An 18,723-nucleotide genomic window follows, 5' to 3' on the forward strand; every position below is an offset into this window, starting at 1 on the left:
GGGTGGCGATGCTCCGCAACGGACTGGAACCCTGGCACCTGCTGATCCTGGGGATCGTGGTCATCATGCTGTTCGGGTCGAAGAAGCTGCCGGAATCCGCTCGGGCACTGGGGCAGTCCCTGCGGATCCTCAAGAGCGAGACGAAGGCCATGAGGGACGAGGACGCGGCACCGGGCACCGCTCCCGGCCGCACGGCACCGGCCCAGCCGTCCGCCCCGGCCCAGCCGTCCGCCCCGGAGGGTGGCACCGGCGCCTGAGGGCGCACCGTACCCTCTCCATCACCCCCGGAACGGCCCGCACGAGGTCGTCCGGCCACCGTCTCGACTCGGGAGAAGCAGCGCACATGGGCGTCAGCCTCACCAAGGGCCAGAACGTCGTCCTCAACCAGGACGGCACTCCACTCGCCGACGTCACCGTCGGACTCGGCTGGGACGCCCGGCCGGCCGACGGGGCGGACTTCGACCTGGACGCGTCCGCGATCGTCTGTGGCGCGGACCTGAAGGCCGTCTCCGACGAGCACTTCGTCTTCTACAACAACCTCACCAGCCCCGACGGCGCGGTCCGGCACACCGGCGACAACCTGACCGGCGAGGGCGACGGCGACGACGAGCAGATCCTCGTCGACCTGGACCGCCTCGGGGAGGGGACCGGCCAGATCGTGTTCACCGTCTCCATCCACGCGGCCGAGGAGCGCGGCCAGAGCTTCGGCCAGGTCGACGACGCCTTCATCCGGGTGGTGGACAACCTCACGGGCCGGGAGATGTGCCGGTACGAGCTGTCCTACGACGCCGCCGACGAGACCGCGATGGTCTTCGGCGCCCTGTACCGCCGGGGCGGCGAGTGGAAGTTCCGCGCCATCGGCCAGGGGTACGCGTCGGGCCTGAGCGGTATCGCCGGGGACTACGGGGTGAACGTCGGCTGACCGCCGCGGGCCCGACACTTTCCGGGTTGCGCAATCGATGGAACCATGGCGGCCGCCCCCGCGTTGGACGGGGTGACGACGCAGACCAGAAGCAGTGCCGGAAGCAATGGAGGATCACCCGTGGGAGTCAGCCTGGCCAAGGGCGGCAACGTCTCGCTCAGCAAGGAGGCCCCCGGCCTCACCGCCGTGACGGTCGGACTCGGCTGGGACGTGCGGACCACCACCGGCGCCGATCACGACCTCGACGCCAGCGCCCTGATGTGCACGGAGGCCGGCAAGGTCGTCTCCGACGGCCACTTCGTCTTCTACAACAACCTCACCAGCCCGGACGGTTCGGTCCAGCACACCGGCGACAACCTCACCGGTGAGGGCGAGGGCGACGACGAGTCCATCAACGTGGACCTGGCGACCGTGCCGGCCGGGGTCGCGAAGATCGTCTTCCCGGTCTCCATCCATGACGCCACCGCGCGCGGACAGAGCTTCGGCCAGGTCCGCAACGCGTTCATCCGGGTGGTCAACCGGTCGGACAACGCCGAGCTGGCCCGCTACGACCTGAGCGAGGACGCCTCGACGGAGACCGCCATGGTCTTCGGCGAGCTCTACCGTCACGGCGGCGAGTGGAAGTTCCGCGCGGTGGGCCAGGGCTACGCCTCCGGCCTGGCGGGCATCGCCGCCGACTTCGGCGTCAACATCTGAGCCGCGTGCCGTAGGACCGGGCGACGGCCCTTGGGCGACGGCCCTTGGGCGACGAGGGGAGGGGCCCGCAGGACGGGTCCCTCCCCCGGTGTCCCTCTCGGGTCAGTCCGTCAGCAGTGCGCGGAGTTCGGTGACCGCCTCGCGGAGGTGGGTGGCGAAGGCGTGCATCTGGTCCGCCACCGCCAGGGGTGTGCTCAGGTAGAGGTTGAAGCGGTCCGGCAGCAGGACGTAGGCGACGCCGATGCAGCGGCTGCTCGTGGAGCCGAAGCCGAAGTACTGGATGTTCTCCGACGGTGCCGAGCTGGTGCTCAGGTAGTCGTCCCGCATCGTGAGCCAGCCCGGGGAGCGGTACAGGGCGGGCTGTTCGGTGACGCCGAGTTCGTCGCCGCGGCGGCGCTGGATCAGCTCCAGTTCCCAGAGGTGCTGTTCGGGGGCCTCGCCCGCCTGGCACTCCTTCGCCCGCGCCACATGGGCCCCGGCGGCGGCCCGGAACGCCGCGCGGCGGGTGTCGCGGTCCGCCTCCGGGTCGTCCATCGCCGCGACGAAGAGCGGCATCTCGGGGGTGACGACGCGCATCGCCTCGGTGCGCCCGTGGCGGTACTGCCGGGTGGCGATCGACTCGTACGTGGCTCCCAGGTGGCCCTTGGCGCGCTGGTGGGCCAGTTGGTACGCGGCCTGGACGAAGGCGTCCGGGGACACCCCGAGCCCCTTGGCGGCCGTGCTGCCGAAGTCGTCGAAGGACACGGTGCGGGTGGCGGTGTCATGGCCGTACGCGGCGAACGCCTCGGCCGCGGTGCGCACCTGGGCCCGCAGGGGCGCGTCCAGTTCGAAGGACAGGGGGTGCGGGACCGGCTCGCCCTGGGGGCGGGCGCCGGAGCCGCGGGAGTGTTCGTCCGGCGTGGTGCCGAGCAGGGCGTCGGTGAAGCTGAGGATCGTCGTCCCGTCCAGCTCGCAGTGCTCGACGTTGATGCCGGCCCGGCCGTCCGCGAAGACGACGAAGGAGACGGCCTTGTCGAACCAGCGGTTGCCCCGGTCCCCGTACAGCAGTTCGTCGCAGGCGTTCTGGGTGTCCCGGGGCGCGAAGTCCTCCAGGCAGACGCAGAAGAGCGCGGTCTCGATGTCGTCCAGCGTCCGGGCGTTGCCGGGGTGGCCGTCGACGAGGGACGCCCGGGCGGCCGCCCACTCCGCGCGGGCCATGGTGGTGAGGTGGCCCGCCCGGTCCTCCTCGGCCGTGTGGACGTCGGCCTTGGTGACGGCGCGCAGCCCGGCCTCGATCTCGTCGAGGCTGTGCGGGACGCCGTCGGGGCCGAGCACGTCCAGCCGGAACATGGTGCCCCGGAAGAACACCACGATGTGCCGGGCCGTGGACGGCCCGGGTTCCTGATCGCTGTACGGGGCGCGCACGCTGTCCAGCGGCACCCCGGGGATGCGGGTCGTGGAGAAGAGGTACGCGTTCTGCACCATCGACTGGGGCACCCCGCGCTGCTCCACCGGCGCGATCAGCCCCTCGTCGAGCCGGCGCTTGTAGTGCAGCGCCCCCGCGACGAGCCCGGCCGCGCGGTCGAGCTGCCCCTGGCCGGTGTCCTCGAACAGGAAGAAGAAGTTGGCGTTGAGCGCGATCCGGTCGCGGCGGCCGAGGTAGCGGTAGGGCCAGAAGGTGTCGAGCCAGCTGTGCACGCCCTCGGTCGCGTCGTACTCCTCCAGCGCCGCGTGCAGCGTGCGGCCGGGGCCGCCGGGCCGCAGGAACGCGGCGACCTCGGCCTCCGTCGCCGCCCGCTCCTCGGCGGTCAGCAGCGGGGCGCACCAGGCGAGGAACCTCTCGCAGCTCGCCTCCGGCGTGGGCAGCGGCACGCGCGGGAGGCTGCCTTCACGGGCGAAGGTCGCGCCGGCTGCTGCTTCCTGACTGACGTTCAATGCGGCTCTCTTCTCGGTGAGTGGGGATGGTGGGTCGTCTACCGTCGGTGCGGCCTGGAGAGATGGAGCTGAGCGTAGAGCCAGCCGTCCTCCTCCAGCCCGCGCGCGTCGACACCGGCCGCGGCCAGGCTGTCCAGGACACCCCGTTGTTCCTCCGGGCCCGCGAACCGGCGCTGCTTGAAGACCTCGTCGACCCGGACCGTCCGGTAGCCCAGCTCGTCGAGGGCGGCCTCGACGGGGTCGAAGGGGAACATCCGCAGCACGAAGTGCGCCATCCAGGGGAGGCGGCCGTCCTGCGCGCGCACCACCCGGGTCAGGGTGCGCTCGGTGACGTAGCCGATGCAGCCGGTCGAGATCACCAGGTCGGTCCCGGCGAGCCGGTCGCGCTGCTCGGGGGTGGGGTCGTACGCCTCCAGGTCGGCGTTGACGGTGTCGTCGAGGAACCCGGCCTCGCGCGCGTAGGCCAGCGCACTGGTGGAGGCGTCCAGGCCGGTGAAGCGCAGGGGGTGCGCGGGGCTGCGGGAGCGGGAGAGGTCGCGGTCGCGCTCCAGGAGTGCGGCGCGGGAGGCCGGGGCGCTGCCGTCGTAGCGTGCGTACAGCTCGTCCATCGTGGCGTCGTACTTGAGCAGGGCGGCGTTGATCCCGTACGAGCAGCCGATGTCCAGGACGCGGGGGACGGCGACCCGTTCGGTCTCCCGGTACTCCTTGATGAGCTTGTCGAACCAGGGCTTGGCCAGCTGCGGGACGCGGTAGCCGAGCGGGCGGAGCACCTGGAAGTACGTACGGGGGTCGGGCGCGGTGTAGATGTGGTCCAGCGAGACTTTTCCGGACGCGTCGAGACGCAAGGGGCTTCTCCTCGGTGGGGCGCGTAGCAGGGCCGGGAACCGTTCGCCGGTGCTCTAGTCCAGCAGCTGGTCGCCCCGTACGGCGCGGCCCTCCGCGGCCAGGTGTTCGGGCAGGACGCGGCCGAAGAGCTGCCGGGTGCGGGACACGCTCCCGATGACGCCGGGGCGCTCGCTGTAGGCGAAGATCGCGCTGTGGCGGGCCCGGTCGCCGCGGACGGGGCTGACCCGGTGCAGCGAGTAGCGGCCCTTGAACAGCTGGAGGTCGCCCGGGCGCAGCGGCAGGCGCTCGGGCTGCCGTGCGCCGGTACCGTCCAGGACACCGCGGACGTCGTCGAAGCGCTCGTCCTCGGCGGACCTGATGTTCGGGCAGTACTCGAAGGAGCCGCCCTCGCGCGCCTCCTGGGTCAGCATGCTGACCGTGTACTCGTTGGTGTCGAAGTGCCAGGGGTGCTCCATACCCGGCCGTACGACGTTGAGCACGAGCCCGGAGAGCGGGTCGGCGAGCTCGTACAGGCGGGGCAGCCCGAAGCAGTCGGCGACGAAGCGCTGGAAGGACTCGTGGGCGTAGAGCCTGCCGATGAGGGTGTCGGAGGGGATGCGGTCGCGGGCGACGAAGGCGTTGCCGCGCTCGAAGGTGCGCCGGCCGGGGTGGTCATCGGGCAGGTCCGCGTCCACGTCGATGTTGTAGACGTTGACCGTCTCGACGTCGAAGTACGCGTCCGGGGCGAGGGCGGCGCACTCCTGTCGCAGGACCTCCTGGAGCGAGGGCCGGATGAAGTCCGGCAGTACGGTGCACCCGACCTCGGCCAGTTCGCGTCTGGCCCGCGCGACGACGGCGCGGGTTTCGGTGTGCCCGGGGTCCGACAGGGGGTAGTTGTCCGTGTCGACCACCTGGTCGAGCGTGATGGCTTGCAGAGTGCTCATCTGACCCTCTCCGCGCACATGTCGGTAACTCAACTGGCGAGTAACAGAGTTGAAGTTCCCACAGGCCCGCTGCGTTGTCTGTGACACGTCACACTTCCCGAGCACGCGCACGGTGGCCAGAGGACCTTTCCGGCCGCGCCCCGGCTCCCGCGGGCCGCCGCGTCAGCCGAGCTCGATCACCGGGCGCACGAGGAAGTCCTCGAACATGTCCTCCCCTTCGGGCCCGCCGAGGAATTCCGCCGTGGCCGGATTGTGGTTGGCGGTGGCCAGCGGCAGCCATTCGAGCAGCGAGCCGTAGCCCCCGCAGACCGCCTCTCCCCCGTCGCCGCCGTAGACGGATCCCGGGTCCGAGGTCATCTCGGCGCTGTCGTAGACGTCGTACGCGAGGTGCAGCCCGAAGGCGTTCGGCAGCTGGTGCGGGCCCGCGCCCGGGCCGTAGGGAGGCGTGCCCGCCGGGTAGCCGTCGCCCCAGCGGAACAGGGTGCGGGCGCCGGCTCCGCAGGCGTGCTCCCATTCGTCGGGGTGGGGCATCCGCAGGCCCTGCGCCGCGAGCAACGCGGGTATGAGGGCGGGGACTTCGGGGAGCTTCCTGGGCTCCACCGCCATCAGCACGGTGGGCAGGGTCACCGTGCGCGGCGGGGTCATGACCTGTGCGAGATGGGCGCGGAGGTCGGCGTCGAAGCCGAAGCCGCCCGCGAGGCTCTCCTCGCGGTAGGAGGCGAGCTGTTCGGGAAGCGGCTGCCAGGCGTCCACGTCGAAGCCGACGGTCACCTCTCCCCCGGGGACCAGGGCATACCGCTCGCCGGCCCGCTCGATCACGGCGCGGTGCCGGTCGCCGCCGGGGTGCGGGCGGGTGTCCAGCCCGAGGAGCCGCCCGCCGGCCCGGCGGGCGGCCTCATCCGCGTGACGCGTGGCGGTGGCCGCGTCCAGGGCGGACCAGCGGGCGAAGGTCAGGTCGGCGAGAGACATGGCGCGCAGTCTCGCACCCGTCCCGCGCGGCGGGGCCCGCGCCCCCGGCTGCTCCGGGGACGCGGGCCGGCCGGGTCAGCGGCCGTAGCGGATCAGGGCGCGGACCATGCGGCAGGTGGTGTCGGACGGCGGGTGGATGGCGAGGCGGTCGGCCGCCGCGCGGATACGGGCGTTGTCGGCGCTCGACGGCTGGTACACCCCGGTGTCGAGCAGGGCTATCGCCAGGCGCATGGCCTTGAGCCGGCGGTTGTGCGAGACGTACCACTCGCGGGGCCGGCCCGCGGGGAGCGGCTTCTTCCGCAGGGGCTTGTGGAGCGGCTGGGTCGTGACTGTGGCGACGGCCATCGGCAACCTCCTGGCACGGTGGTGGAACCCTCACGAACTCCCTCCATTCTACTGCCCCGCACTGACAATCGCCCCTGGCCAGAGGCCTTTTGAGGGGTCACTCGCGTACCCTGGGCCCCATGGACCGCCGCCGGGTGCTGCTCGCGGTCACCGCGTCGGCGGTGGAGCGGGGGCAGGAGTTCTTCGGTCGTCCCCTGGCCCGGATGACCGAGCTGCTGGGGACGTTCGACCGGCGGGAGGCCGCTGCCGTCCGGCGCTTCCTCCTGGAGGCCCACACGGCGCTCACCGAGAAGTAGCGGCCCCGCCCCTCGCGCCCTCCCTTCACGCCGGGCCGAGCGCGGCCTCCGCCCGGGCGAGCACCTCGGTGAGCTGCAGCCCGAACCGTGCGTCGCAGGGGTGCGCCACCCCCGTACGCGCCGCGTCGGCCAGCGCGTCCACGGCCGCCGCGAACGCGCCGAGCGCGTCGCCGCCGCCCGGGGGCAGGGCCGACACCCCCCGCTCACCCCGGAATTCGACCTCGGTGCCGGTCGCGGCCTCCGGCGCGTCCAGGGCGAGTGTCACCGTGCTGGACGCCCCCGAGGTGTGGCGCAGCAGCAGATGCGCGGCGTCGGACGGGCCCCGGGCCGCGACCACCTCGGTCACGTCGCCCAGGACCGGGATCAGGACCGACAGCGCGTGCGGGCCGCAGTCCCAGAGGCCGCCCTTCTCGCGGCGCCAGGGCGAGGCGGCGAACTCGTTGCCGGTGCCCGGGGCCCAGAGGGCGGCGAGCCACTGGGCGCGGGCCGTGAACCAGCCGCCCGCCTCGGCCTGCTCGGCGATCCAGCCGGCCGTGCCCTCGGCGAACCGCAGCGTGCAGAAGACCACGGAGGCGACCTGGGCCCGCCCGGCGGCGTCGGCGACCTCACGCGCGCCGGCCACGGTGGTGGCGACCGGTTTGTCGAGCAGGAGGTGGCGTCCGGCCTCGGCGGCACGCACGGCCAGCGGCGCCTGGACGTCCGGCGGCACGGCGAACGCCACCGCGTCGCTCGCGGCCACGAGCGCGTCGAAGCCCGCCTCGCCGGTGTACGCGTCGGTGCCGTGGGCGGCGGCCAGCGCCTCGGCCGCTTCGGGGCGGCGGCCCCAGACACCGCTCAGTACGGCACCGGGGTGGGCGGCGAGGGCGGGGGCATGGGTCAGGCGCGCCCACGGGCCCGCCCCGACGAGGCCGACCCGCAGCGGCGCGGCGGAAACTGGAGGTGTGGTCATGGCGCCAGTCTGCCCGGCCCGGTGCGACGGTGCGACGGTGCGGAACGTATCCAGTACGACGCAGGGTGAGACGCCCCCCGGCGGCGGGGACCTGCTGCCCGGTACGCCCGCGAAACGTCGGTAACACCGGGTTCACATTCGGGCAACGGACGGGAAATCGCGCCTTGCCAAGCTGCGCACATAGACCGCAGCACCCGCAAAGGATGGCGTCCGTGACGTTCAAGGCTGAGTACATCTGGATCGACGGCACCGAGCCGACCGCCAAGCTTCGCTCCAAGACGAAGATCATGGCCGGCAGCCCCGCGCAGGGTGTGGCGGATCTGCCCATCTGGGGCTTCGACGGTTCGAGCACCAACCAGGCCGAGGGCCACTCCTCCGACCGGGTCCTGAAGCCGGTCTTCGCCTGTCCGGACCCGATCCGCGGCGGCGACGACATCCTCGTCCTGTGCGAGGTCTTCAACATCGACATGACTCCGCACGAGTCCAACACCCGTGCCTCGCTGCGCCCGCTCGCCGAGCAGTTCGCGGGCCAGGAGCCGATCTTCGGCATCGAGCAGGAGTACACCTTCTTCGCCGGACACCGTCCGCTCGGCTTCCCCGAGGGCGGCTTCCCGGCCGCGCAGGGCGGCTACTACTGCGGTGTGGGCTCCGACGAGATCTTCGGCCGCGAGATCGTCGAGAAGCACCTCGACAACTGCCTGAAGGCGGGCCTCGCCATCTCCGGCATCAACGCCGAGGTCATGCCCGGCCAGTGGGAGTTCCAGGTCGGCCCGGTCTCGCCGCTGGAGGTCTCCGACCACCTGTGGATCGCCCGCTGGCTGCTCTACCGCACCGCCGAGGACTTCGACGTGTCCGCGACCCTGGACCCGAAGCCGGTCAAGGGCGACTGGAACGGCGCGGGCGCGCACACCAACTTCTCCACGAAGGCGATGCGCGAGGGCTACGACGCGATCATCACCGCGTGCGAGTCGCTCGGCGAGGGCTCCAAGCCGATGGACCACGTCAAGAACTACGGCGCGGGCATCGACGACCGTCTGACCGGTCTGCACGAGACCGCCCCGTGGAACGAGTACAGCTACGGCGTCTCCGACCGCGGCGCCTCGGTCCGTATCCCGTGGCAGGTCGAGCAGGACCGCAAGGGCTACATCGAGGACCGCCGCCCGAACGCCAACGTCGACCCGTACGTGGTCACGCGGCTGATCGTCGACACCTGCTGCACCGCTCTGGAGAAGGCCGGCCAGGTCTGATCCCTCACCGGCCCGGCACGGAGGGGCGTCCGCTCGCGGGCGCCCCTCCGGCCTGTCCGGCCGGTACGGAAGGGGAGCGTGAGGAACCTGACACAGGGGTCCGTATCGACGGGTGAGAGAACACTGCTGCGCGACGCCGATGTCTGCTTCAATGGGGGCATGGCCAGCTTCCAGTACATCGCGTCGGGTCGCAGCGACCTCGAGCCGTTCTGGCCCTCCCGTCAGCACCATGACTTCGACCGGGTGTGTTGCCGCGCGTGGAACGCGCAGGCCCTCTAAAGCCGCATCACCCCGGCCTTCGGCCCGCGCGCACGACGTACGTCCTCGACGACTCCTCGCGCGAAAGAGCTGACCCTCATGGCGAACACCCGTACCTTCTCCACCGCGTCCGCCGCCACCGCGGCGTCCGCGGTGCCCGCTGCGGCCACCACCACCGCCCGCACCCCGCTGTCCCCCAACCGCCGGCTGCGAGCCGTCGACCGTGACGAGGTCGTCGAGTTCCCGGACGTCGCCGGCTTCCTGCCGCCGGGCGCCACCTGGCTGCCCGCACCCCAGCACACGCTGCCGGCCCTGCCGGGCCGGCCTCCGATGGTCGGCTACCTGGTGCTCGTGCCCGCCGACCAGCAGCCCGCCCTGGCCGGGGCCGTGGCCTCCGCCCAGCACCGGGAGCTCGTGCCGGAACAGGCGCCGCCCGGCACCGCCCCGGCAGGCGGTCCCGTGCGGATCGACTCCACCCGGCGCACCGCCGCCGTGGACGGCGTCACCCTCGACCTCACGTACCTCGAATTCGAGCTGCTGGCCCACCTGGTGGCGCACCCGCACCGGGTGCACACCCGCGACCAGCTGGTGACGACGGTCTGGGGATACGGACATGTGGGCGACGGCCGCACCGTCGACGTCCATGTGGCCCGGCTGCGCCGCAAGCTGGGTGCCGAGCACCGCCGGTCGATCCAGACCGTGCGGCGCGTGGGCTACAAGTACGCGCCCTGATCACACCGTGCTCGTGAGGGAGGCCCCGGGTTTCACCGCCCGGGGCCTTCCCGCGTCCCGATGGTGGTGCCAGGTACACCCCCGGCCGGGTGGCGGAACGGCTGACGGCGGCCCCCTCCCGCAGGCGAGACTGGGTGCCGGACGGGGTCCGACGGGGGCCCGGTGAGGGGAGACCACCATCATGAAATCGGCACAGGGCAGGGTACGGACGGCGCTGCTCACCGGCGGACGGGCGTTCGTCCTGTCCTTCGCGAGCATCGTGGGCTCGACCGTCCTCTTCGTCCTGTCGGTCCTCTCCGTCGTCTTCGTGGTGCTGGGTCTCGGGCTGGTCACCACCCCCTGGGTGACGGAGGCGGTGCGCAGGCACGCCAACCGGCGCCGGCTGCTGGCGGCGGAGTGGTCGGGCATCCGCATCCCGGTCCCCTACCGCCCGTTCCCGAAGGACGTCCGCGCCGGCTTCACCGGGCAGGTCGAGCGCACCACGCTGCTGCTGAAGGACCCGGCGACCTGGCGGGACCTGCGGTGGCTGCTGCTCGACATGACGGCGGGCTACGTGCTGCTGGTCCTCACCTTCGCGCTGCTGGTCTACCCGCTGGAGGGGCTCGTCCTGGCGGCCGGACTGTGGCGGGTGTTCGAGGACAGCACCTACTGGTACGGCTTCGTGCCGGTCAGCGGCCAGGGGACGGGGCTGGCCGCCGCGGCGCTCGGCGTCGCCCTCTTCCTCGTCGGCATGTGGGCGAGCGGGCCGCTGCTGCGGCTGCACTTCGTGCTCGCCCGCTCGGCGCTGTCACCCGCCCCGGGGGAACTCTCCGAGCGCATCGACCGGCTCACCGAGACCCGGCACGAGGCCGTGGACACGGCGGCGTCCGAACTGCGGCGCATCGAGCGGGACCTGCACGACGGGGCGCAGGCCCGGCTCGTCGCCATGGGCATGAACCTCGGCACGATCGAGGCGCTCGTCGAGAAGGACCCGGCGGAGGCGAAGAAGCTGCTGGCGATGGCGCGTACGTCCTCCGCGGAGGCGCTGACCGAACTGCGTGACCTCGTACGGGGCATCCACCCGCCGGTGCTCGCCGAGCGCGGGCTGGGGGACGCGGTGAAGGCGCTGGCCCTGCGGCTGCCGGTGTCCTCGGAGGTGACCGTGGAGCTGCCCGGCCGGGCGGACGCCCCGGTCGAGTCGGCGGCGTACTTCGCGGTCAGCGAGACCCTGACGAACGTGGTGAAGCACGCGGAGGCCGACCGGCTGTGGGTGGACGTGCACCACGCCGACGGCATGCTGCGGATATCCGTCACGGACAACGGCAGGGGCGGAGCGTCCGTCGGAGGGGGTTCGGGACTGAGCGGGATCGAACGCCGACTGGGTACATTCGACGGCGTACTGGCCGTCAGCAGCCCCGCGGGCGGTCCCACCATGGTGACCATGGAGATCCCTTGCGCGTTGTCCTAGCCGAAGATCTCTTCCTGCTCCGCGACGGCCTCGTACGGATGCTGGAGGCCTACGACTTCGAGATCGCGGCGGCCGTCGAGAGCGGGCCCGAACTGACCAAGGCGCTGGCGGAGCTGGAGCCGGACGTCGCCGTCGTCGACGTCCGGCTCCCGCCGTCCCACACCGACGAGGGCCTGCAGTGCGCGCTGGCCGCCCGCCGCGCGAGGCCGGGGCTTCCGGTGCTCGTCCTGTCGCAGCACGTGGAGCAGCTGTACGCCCGTGAGCTGCTGGCCGACGGCAACGGCGGCATCGGCTATCTGCTGAAGGACCGGGTGTTCGACGCCGACCAGTTCATCGACGCGGTGCGCCGGGTCGCCGCCGGCGGTACGGCGATGGATCCGCAGGTCATCTCCCAGCTGCTGTCCCGGCGTTCGGCGGACGCGCCGATGGGGGGCCTGACGCCCCGGGAGCGCGAGGTCATGGAGCTGATGGCGCAGGGCCGTTCGAACGTGGCGATCGCCGCGCAGCTGGTGGTCACGGAGCGGGCGGTGGCCAAGCACACCTCGAACATCTTCGGCAAGCTCGGCCTGCCCGTGTCGGACGACGACAACCGCCGCGTGCTCGCGGTCCTCGCCTACCTCGACCGGGGCTGACCGCCTGCGGCCCTCAGCCCGCGAACCACCTCTCCGCGTCCAGCCGGAACGCCCCGGCGGGCGCCATCCTCCGCAGGTCCGCCTCCAGGGCCGCGACCCGCTCCGCGCCGAGGGCTCCGGTCCACTCGGCGCGGATCCGGTCGAAGCCCTCGGCGGATCTGACCAGCATGTCGGCGCCGCGTGCGGTGACCCTGACCCGCTTGCGCCGGCCGTCGTCCGGGTCGTCGACCCGGACGACGTATCCGAGGCCCTCCAGCTTGTCGACCGTCTTCCCGGCCGCCTGCTTGGAGACGCCCAGCCGCCGGCCGATCTCGCTGGCGCTCGCCCCGTCCGGCCCGACGGCCTGGAGCGCGAAGCCGTAGGCCGGGCGCACGTCCGGGTGGCCATGTGCGGCCAGGTCGCGGTGGAGCGTGTCGATGATCGACCGGAAGCCCGCGAACAGCAGGAGCGGCAGTTCGAACCCCGCCTCACCGCTCCCGCCCCTCTCCTCAGCCATTGCGCACCTCGACAACCTGGTTTACCTTTTCGACAATCACGTTGTCGAGTTTACCCGCGAGGGGACCACCATGTCCGGAACCCATGACCCGCACTTCCCCGATCACACCATCGACTCCGCACCGCCCGCCGCCCGCCGCACCATGGAGGCGATGGCCAGGAAGCAGGGCGGCCGCGTCCCGTCCGCGGTGGCCCGGCTCGCCACGTCACCGGAGACACTGGGCGGCTTCCTCCAGGCGAGCGCGGCCTTCGAGTCCAGCACCCTGGACCCGCTGTCCCGCGAGGTCGTCGTCATGACGATGGCCACCCGTAACGCGTGCCACATCTGCGTGGAGATGCACACGGCGAGACTGGTCGCGCTCGACGCGGCACCGGAGCTCGTCACCGCTCTGCGGACGCCCGGGGAGCAGCCCCTGGCGGACGAACGGCTGGAGGGCGTACGCCGGTTCACGCTCACCGCCCTGGAGACCGCCGGGGCGGTCGGGGACAAGGCCCTCCAGGACTTCCTGTCGCTGGGGTACACCGCGCGCAACGCCCTGGAGGTGGTGCTCGGCATCGGCGCCTACACGATGTCGACGCTGGCCAACCGGATGACGGGGGCACCCGTGGACGCCGTGCCGGTGTAGCCGGCCGCGCGGATTCCGCGGGGTGCTGAACGGATGGGGCTCCCGGTCCGTATGGGACGTCACGCTTCCGACGCGAAGCACTCGAGGCGGACTCGAAGCGGAGGAGTTCCATGGCACGCACATCGCGCAAGAAACGCTCGACGCTCACCAACCGGGCCGTCGTCGCCGCGGCAGCACTGTTCCTGGGGGGAGGCGGGCTGATCGCCGTCAATGTCTACGCGAGCGCGGGGGAAGGCGGGTCCGGCGCACCTCCGGGGCAGTTCCGGAACGCGGCCAGTCAGATGTCCACCATCGACTGTCCCGACGCGGGGATCGCCCTTCCCGACGTACCGGACGGGGCCCGGCCCGAGGTCGACCGCGAACTGGCCGCGATGGACACGCAGATCACCGACGCGTACCGGGAGTTCGCGGACCGCAAGGAGCGGATCGCCCGGGACCCCGAGCTCGCCGGGAACGCGGTGCTCGGTCCGCTGAGGAGCAGACGGGCGGCCAGCCTCGACCGGATCGGAACCGCCGTCGAGCGGGTCGAGGGCCGGCGGCCGCAGGGCCTTGAGGGGCTCGCCGGATGCAGCCTGCGCGCCGACGACGACAACGGCGGAGATGGCGGCAACGGCAACGGCCAGGACGGCGGTCAGGGCGGCGGCAACGGCCAGGACGGCGGCGGCGACGGCCAGGGAGACGGCCAGGACCAGGGCGAAGGACAGGGCCAGGGGGACGGCCAGGACGGCGGCCAGGGCGGTGACCAGGGCCGGCAGGGCAACGGCCCCGAGGCGTCCGACTTCGTCGACATCCAGTCCGTGGAGCCCGCCGCCGACCGCCCGCGCAACCGCCGCGGCGCCTCCCGGGGCACCTTCACCACCGACTGCGGGCGCAACGAGAACGGCAAGTTCAACCCGGACAACGTCATCGCCGCCCCCGGTGTGAGCAACGGCGCCCACCACATGCACGACTACGTGGGCAACCAGGCCACCGACGCCTTCGCCGGCGACGACCAGCTCGCCGCCGGGGAGACGACCTGCCGCAACCAGGGCGACCGGTCCACGTACTACTGGCCCGTGCTCCGCCTCCAGAACGGCCAGGACGAGAACGACGTGGACGCGGACGGCGGCGGCAGGGACCAGAACACCGGGGAGATCCAGACCCCGTCCCAGGTCACGCTGACGTTCACCGGCTCCCCCGCCGGGAAGGTCACGGCCATGCCGCGCTTCCTGCGGATCATCACCGGGGACGCCAAGGCCTTCACCAACGGCGACGCCAATGCCAACGCCTCCTGGAGCTGCACCGGCTTCGAGGACAGGCAGCTCAAGGACAAGTACCCGATCTGCCCCGAGGGCAGCCAGGTCGTGCGGTCCTTCGCCTTCCAGAGCTGCTGGGACGGGCAGAACACCGACAGCGCCAACCACCGCACCCATGTGGCGTTCGCCCAGGAAGACGGGCGGTGCCCGGACGGCTTCAGGGCCATCCCGCAGTTGGTCCAGCGCATCGTGTACGACGTCCCGCCGGGCCCCGGCTTCGCCGTGGACTCCTTCCCGGAGCAGCTGCACAAGCCCGTCACCGATCACGGCGACTTCATCAACGTCTTCGACGAGAAGCTGATGAAGAAGGTGGTGAGCTGCGTCAACGGCGGGCGCAAGTGCCGCTGAGGCGGCCTCGCCGTACCCCTCATACCTGCGCGGTCAGCTCGTCCGGTGACCGGAGTGCCCTTCCTCGCTCCCCCCACTGCCACTGTTCCCCGAGTGGTGCGGCGAGGCGGTCTCCACCGTCCCTCCGAGCCGGCCGCGCAGCGCCGCGACCACCTCCGCGTCACCGACCGCGACCCACTTCCGGCCGACCAGGTACGAGCCGCCGTAGTCGTTGGCCTCGTTGATCCACTCGCGCTGGCCGCGGTCGGTGGCGAAGGTCGCCAGGACGTAACGTCCGTCGTCGGTCGTGCAGTTGGCCTGCCGGATCTCCTCGGCGTCGGTCTGGAGGTCCGGCTCGCAGCGCGCCTTCGACGCGATCTGCTCCAGGGTCCCGCTCGCGGTGGGCGGCACGGCGGGCCTGTCGTCGCCGTCCGCTCCCCCGCCGCACGCGGTGAGCGCTCCGGCGGCCGTGAGCAGGGCGAACCCCGCAGCCACGGCCCCGGGTATCCGGCCGGTCCGTCCTCTTCGCCACTCCAGCTGTCCCGCCATGCGGCCATCGTGCCCCGGTGCTCCCGGCTTTCGCGCGGAAACCGCACAACCCGCTCCGGAGCGCGCACGCCGGAGTGACCATCGCACCATTCGCTCGTTCAGCTGAATATGCCCCCTCTGCGAGCAGTACCGCCGTCCGCCGGCCGCCCGTACGCGGAGCAGGCCGCCGGGGAGCGTGCGGAGGCCGCGCCCGCCGAGCACTACGCCCGGCTGGTGCGGCTCGCGTATCTCGTGCTGGCGCCCTCGCTCGGCCGTAACCGCCGGGTGCTGTCGGCTCATTGGATGGCCCAGCGGGCCCTGGCCTGCGGGCCGGCCGCGGACCCGGGGGGTGCGTACGCGTACGTACGGCTCCGGGTGCTGCGGTCCGCGCTGGAGGCGGGGCTGCCGCTGCTCCGGTTCGGGCGGCCCCGGCGGGCGCAGTTCCCGCCGCTGGTGCCGCAGGTGTGGGGGCTGCGGCTGTTCCCGCACTCCTGCGGCGCGGACGAGCTGGCCCTGGAGCAGGCCCTGGCCGAGACGTCGGCGCCCTGCCGGGCCGCGCACGTGCTGCGGGGCCTCGAAGGGCTGGACGACGCCGAGGTGTGCCGGGTCCTCGACGCGGCGGGCGTCGCCGATCCGCGGGCGGCGCTGTTGGAGGCGGACGCGCTCACGGCACCCCACGCGCTGCTGTCCTCACCGGAGTTCGACCCGTGCTCGCTCCAGGTGCGGCCGACCGACCCGGTCCGCCGGCTGCGGCGCGGGCGCACCCTGCTGGCCGGGGCCGGCGCCCTGCTGGTCTGCGGGACGCTGCTGCTGATGCCGGGCGACGGGCTGGGCGGGCCGCGCGCCACCTCGGCGCCGCTCTACTCGCGCAACCCGGCCGCCCAGCGGGCGCTGGATCCCGCCGCGCTGCGCCGGGTGCCGGAGGGGCTCTGGCGGGGCTCCACCCGCCGGGACTTCACCGTCTGGCCGACCCGTGGCGACCGGACCGGGGACACCGGGCTGCTGGGCCGCGCCCTCGCCGCGTGGGCGCGGCCCGGCCCGGCGGTGGTCCCGACGGCGACGCCCGGGACGCCCGACGGGCCGCCGATGGGACCGCCGCAGCTGCTGTACGCGGGCGAGGTCGGCGGGGCCGCCGTGGTGCTGTTCCACGACGGTCTGCGGGTCGTGCGCTACGCCGAGCCGCGCAACGCCGATCCGTCGGGCGGCGCGGCGCTGGACTTCGCCCGGGTGGACGGCGCGGACGCGGTGGCCGCGAGTGCGCTGGTGGTGCAGCGCCGCCGCACCGGCCGGATCCGCTATCTGACGGCGCCCTGGGTCCGGGAGGCCGCCGTACGCGACCTGCTCGCGCCGCACGGGGCGGCCCGGCCGCTGCCCCGTGACCGGCACGGGGTGACGGACCCGGTGACCGAACCGGAGACGAAGGAGGGCGGCCGGGCCGACTGCCGTTCCTGGCAGGCCCTGGAGCTGCGGGACGGCACCGCGGCGCGGCTGATGACGGATCTGGGCGAGCTCACCCCCGTACGCCTCACGTCGGGCTCGCCGTCGGCGCCGCACGATGTGTCGGGCCGGGCCGAGCGGGAGAGCTGGGCGCGCACGGCCTGTCTCCTTCCGGCGGTGCGGTCCAACGGCGTCCGGTCGGTGAACTCCTGGCCGTTCGCGCGGCAGCGGCTGCCGGAGGGCGCGGGGGACGCCCTGTGGTTCTGCACCAGGGCGGACACCTGGCGGGGTACGGGCAGCAGGGTGCTGGCGCAGTTCCAGGCGCCGCCCGAGCTGTCCGGCGGCACGGGGGCACCGGCGGCGGTCGCGGCCCGTGCCGAGGACTCGCCGGACTGCGGGATACGCAGACCGCGGGTGCTGGCGGGCGTGCTGTGGAAGTCGGACGCCGGGCGGTGGTACGTACTGGCGGCGGGTTCACGGCAGTTCGCGGCCCTGTCGGCGTCCGGAGGGGTGAGCGGCCGGGCGTCCGGGCGGCTGCTGGCGCTGCCGGCCGGCGAGGGCGACCGGCCCCGGCTGGCGGGGCTGCTGGCGGACGGCAGCCGGGTGGGCTCGCTGCGCTGAGGGCGGGGGCGGCGGGCGGCGGAAGTCCGCCCGCCCTCCCCCGTTAGGCTGTTCGGCATGACGACCGGGGTGCGACGCAGGATGGGCGTCGACGAGCGCAGGGCCCAGTTGATCCGTGTCGCCCTGGAGTTGTTCAGTCAGCGCTCCCCGGACGAGGTGTCGATCGACGAGATCGCGGCGGCGGCCGGCATCTCCCGCCCGCTCGTCTACCACTACTTCCCGGGGAAGCGCAGTCTGTACGAGGCGGCGCTGAAGCGGGCCGCCGACGAGCTGGCCGGCCGCTTCCTGGAGGCGCACGAAGGGCCCCTGGGGGCGCGCCTGATCCGGGTGATGCGCCGGTTCTTCGACTTCGTCGAGGAGCACGGCCCGGGTTTCGCGGCCTTGATCCGGGGCGGCCCGGCCGGTGGTTCGTCCACGGCCAACGCCCTGGTGGACGGGGTGCGGCAGGCGGCGTACGAGCAGATCGTCGCCCACCTCGGCGTCCCGCAGCCGCCCGCGCGGCTGGAGCTCGTGGTGCGGTCCTGGGTGTCGCTGGCCGAGTCGACGGCGCTGCTCTGGCTCGACGGGAAGCGCATCCCGCGCGGCGAGCTGGAGTTGCAGCTGGTGCACGACTTCGCGGCGCTGGCGGCGGTGAGCGCCGCGTACGACCAGGAGATGGCCGGCATCATGCTGCGGGTCTTCGCGCAGGAGCCGGCCGACGGCCCGTTCGGTGAACTGCTGTCCAGGCTCTCGGTCCTGGCGCCCGCCGCACCGGCCGTCCCGGCGCAGCGGCTGCCGGCGTCCTCTCAGCCCTTGCGGTAGGAGGCGTCCAGGTCGCGGACCTCGGCCGAGGTGTGGACAGTGACGCCGTCGACGGGCTTCAGGTGCCCGGCCAGCAGCTCCAGGACGGCCTCCGTCAGCCGCGCCTTGGTCTCGGGGGTGCGGCCCGGCAGCATCGCGATGGAGACGTTCACGAGGGAGTCCCCTGTGGCGGCATCCCCGACGACCGAGTCCTCGGCCCTGCGGAACCGGGTCTTGCAGGCCGGGACCTTGGTGGACACGGTCTCGGCGACCAGCGGGTGCAGGGCCAGCGCGAAGCCGCGCCGGTCGAAGGCGTCGTCGAGTTCGGCGGAGTAGTCGACGGTGATCTGCGGCATCAAGCGCTCCTGGTCGCGGGGGTGTTACGGGTCCATGTACGTGTACGGCGTGTATGGACGTGTACGACTGTACGGCTTCAGC

21 protein-coding genes are annotated in these 18,723 nt (G+C 72.9%); 12 read left to right on the forward strand and 9 right to left on the reverse strand.

Translation table 11 applies throughout. The annotated features are described in order from the left end of the window. The first annotated feature begins 8 nt into the window (after positions 1 to 8). From tatA to JKV81_RS16090, 3 genes are all read left to right on the forward strand, one after another. A complete protein-coding gene (gene tatA / locus JKV81_RS16080) occupies positions 9 to 257 on the forward strand; it encodes a Sec-independent protein translocase subunit TatA (protein ID WP_202076449.1) in 249 nt (82 codons plus the stop codon). An 86-nt stretch (positions 258 to 343) separates the two neighbouring features. Continuing rightward, positions 344 to 922 (forward strand): TerD family protein, encoded by a 579-nt coding sequence (locus JKV81_RS16085; RefSeq protein WP_129262346.1) that lies wholly within the window; start codon positions 344 to 346, stop codon positions 920 to 922. A 120-nt stretch (positions 923 to 1,042) separates the two neighbouring features. Further along, positions 1,043 to 1,618 carry a TerD family protein gene (locus JKV81_RS16090; RefSeq protein WP_124276846.1) on the forward strand — a complete coding sequence of 192 codons (576 nt, stop codon included), beginning with the start codon at positions 1,043 to 1,045 and terminating at the stop codon, positions 1,616 to 1,618. Between the two features lie 102 nt (positions 1,619 to 1,720). On the opposite strand, the gene JKV81_RS16095 is transcribed toward JKV81_RS16090, so the two are convergent. The 5 genes from JKV81_RS16095 to JKV81_RS16115 form a co-directional block, all read right to left on the reverse strand. Then, positions 1,721 to 3,469 carry a choline/carnitine O-acyltransferase gene (locus JKV81_RS16095; RefSeq protein ID WP_241748431.1) on the reverse strand — a complete coding sequence of 583 codons (1,749 nt, stop codon included), beginning with the start codon at positions 3,467 to 3,469 and terminating at the stop codon, positions 1,721 to 1,723. A 101-nt stretch (positions 3,470 to 3,570) separates the two neighbouring features. Further along, positions 3,571 to 4,377 carry a class I SAM-dependent methyltransferase gene (locus tag JKV81_RS16100; RefSeq protein ID WP_129262350.1) on the reverse strand — a complete coding sequence of 269 codons (807 nt, stop codon included), beginning with the start codon at positions 4,375 to 4,377 and terminating at the stop codon, positions 3,571 to 3,573. A 54-nt stretch (positions 4,378 to 4,431) separates the two neighbouring features. Then, positions 4,432 to 5,301 carry a HalD/BesD family halogenase gene (locus tag JKV81_RS16105; RefSeq protein ID WP_129262352.1) on the reverse strand — a complete coding sequence of 290 codons (870 nt, stop codon included), beginning with the start codon at positions 5,299 to 5,301 and terminating at the stop codon, positions 4,432 to 4,434. Between the two features lie 162 nt (positions 5,302 to 5,463). Then, positions 5,464 to 6,270 carry a hypothetical protein gene (locus JKV81_RS16110; protein ID WP_202076450.1) on the reverse strand — a complete coding sequence of 269 codons (807 nt, stop codon included), beginning with the start codon at positions 6,268 to 6,270 and terminating at the stop codon, positions 5,464 to 5,466. A 75-nt stretch (positions 6,271 to 6,345) separates the two neighbouring features. Further along, the gene (locus JKV81_RS16115; protein WP_099176343.1) at positions 6,346 to 6,615 is read right to left on the reverse strand and encodes a hypothetical protein; all 270 of its coding nucleotides are present in this window, start codon (positions 6,613 to 6,615) and stop codon (positions 6,346 to 6,348) included. Between the two features lie 119 nt (positions 6,616 to 6,734). Between JKV81_RS16115 and JKV81_RS16120 the strand changes: the two genes are divergently transcribed. Next, positions 6,735 to 6,911 carry a hypothetical protein gene (locus JKV81_RS16120; protein WP_236056812.1) on the forward strand — a complete coding sequence of 59 codons (177 nt, stop codon included), beginning with the start codon at positions 6,735 to 6,737 and terminating at the stop codon, positions 6,909 to 6,911. Between the two features lie 25 nt (positions 6,912 to 6,936). On the opposite strand, the gene JKV81_RS16125 is transcribed toward JKV81_RS16120, so the two are convergent. After that, positions 6,937 to 7,860, reverse strand: a complete 924-nt coding sequence (locus tag JKV81_RS16125) for a Gfo/Idh/MocA family protein (RefSeq protein WP_202076451.1) — start codon at positions 7,858 to 7,860, stop codon at positions 6,937 to 6,939. A gap of 212 nt (positions 7,861 to 8,072) precedes the next feature. Here JKV81_RS16125 and glnII point away from each other — a divergent pair, with 212 nt between their 5' ends. The 4 genes from glnII (at position 8,073) to JKV81_RS16145 (ending at position 12,176) form a co-directional block, all read left to right on the forward strand. Beyond that, positions 8,073 to 9,107 carry a glutamine synthetase gene (gene glnII, locus JKV81_RS16130; protein WP_129262359.1) on the forward strand — a complete coding sequence of 345 codons (1,035 nt, stop codon included), beginning with the start codon at positions 8,073 to 8,075 and terminating at the stop codon, positions 9,105 to 9,107. Between the two features lie 357 nt (positions 9,108 to 9,464). After that, complete coding sequence (locus JKV81_RS16135; protein ID WP_129262361.1) at positions 9,465 to 10,097, forward strand: winged helix-turn-helix domain-containing protein; 633 nt, start codon at positions 9,465 to 9,467, stop codon at positions 10,095 to 10,097. A gap of 181 nt (positions 10,098 to 10,278) precedes the next feature. After that, positions 10,279 to 11,544, forward strand: coding sequence for a sensor histidine kinase (locus JKV81_RS16140; protein WP_129262363.1), 1,266 nt, complete (start codon positions 10,279 to 10,281; stop codon positions 11,542 to 11,544). Beyond that, positions 11,529 to 12,176, forward strand: a complete 648-nt coding sequence (locus JKV81_RS16145) for a LuxR C-terminal-related transcriptional regulator (RefSeq protein ID WP_129262365.1) — start codon at positions 11,529 to 11,531, stop codon at positions 12,174 to 12,176. Before JKV81_RS16140 ends, JKV81_RS16145 begins: the two co-directional genes overlap by 16 nt. A 13-nt stretch (positions 12,177 to 12,189) precedes the next feature. Here the strand turns inward: JKV81_RS16145 and JKV81_RS16150 are convergent, their stop codons facing one another. Continuing rightward, a complete protein-coding gene (locus tag JKV81_RS16150; protein ID WP_202076452.1) occupies positions 12,190 to 12,672 on the reverse strand; it encodes a MarR family winged helix-turn-helix transcriptional regulator in 483 nt (160 codons plus the stop codon). Between the two features lie 70 nt (positions 12,673 to 12,742). Between JKV81_RS16150 and JKV81_RS16155 the strand changes: the two genes are divergently transcribed. Both JKV81_RS16155 and JKV81_RS16160 read left to right on the forward strand, forming a co-directional pair. Beyond that, the gene (locus tag JKV81_RS16155) at positions 12,743 to 13,297 is read left to right on the forward strand and encodes a carboxymuconolactone decarboxylase family protein (RefSeq protein ID WP_236056816.1); all 555 of its coding nucleotides are present in this window, start codon (positions 12,743 to 12,745) and stop codon (positions 13,295 to 13,297) included. A 110-nt stretch (positions 13,298 to 13,407) separates the two neighbouring features. Next, a complete protein-coding gene (locus JKV81_RS16160; protein ID WP_202076453.1) occupies positions 13,408 to 14,940 on the forward strand; it encodes a DUF1996 domain-containing protein in 1,533 nt (510 codons plus the stop codon). Between the two features lie 33 nt (positions 14,941 to 14,973). On the opposite strand, the gene JKV81_RS16165 is transcribed toward JKV81_RS16160, so the two are convergent. Then, the gene (locus tag JKV81_RS16165) at positions 14,974 to 15,468 is read right to left on the reverse strand and encodes a hypothetical protein (RefSeq protein ID WP_236056818.1); all 495 of its coding nucleotides are present in this window, start codon (positions 15,466 to 15,468) and stop codon (positions 14,974 to 14,976) included. A gap of 108 nt (positions 15,469 to 15,576) precedes the next feature. On the opposite strand from JKV81_RS16165, the gene JKV81_RS16170 reads away from it, so the two are divergent. After that, positions 15,577 to 17,505: a hypothetical protein gene (locus JKV81_RS16170; RefSeq protein ID WP_202076454.1), complete on the forward strand. Its 1,929-nt coding sequence runs from the start codon at positions 15,577 to 15,579 to the stop codon at positions 17,503 to 17,505. 57 nt (positions 17,506 to 17,562) lie between these two features. Then, a complete protein-coding gene (locus JKV81_RS16175) occupies positions 17,563 to 18,306 on the forward strand; it encodes a TetR/AcrR family transcriptional regulator (RefSeq protein WP_124276831.1) in 744 nt (247 codons plus the stop codon). Here JKV81_RS16175 and JKV81_RS16180 read toward each other — a convergent pair. Further along, the gene (locus tag JKV81_RS16180; protein WP_202076455.1) at positions 18,291 to 18,641 is read right to left on the reverse strand and encodes a 5-carboxymethyl-2-hydroxymuconate Delta-isomerase; all 351 of its coding nucleotides are present in this window, start codon (positions 18,639 to 18,641) and stop codon (positions 18,291 to 18,293) included. The two genes, JKV81_RS16175 and JKV81_RS16180, sit on opposite strands and share 16 nt — an antisense overlap. Between the last annotated feature and the right edge of the window lie 82 nt (positions 18,642 to 18,723).

It is taken from the genome of Streptomyces silvae, from assembly GCF_016745505.1.
Taxonomy (GTDB): Bacteria; Actinomycetota; Actinomycetes; order Streptomycetales; family Streptomycetaceae; genus Streptomyces; species Streptomyces silvae.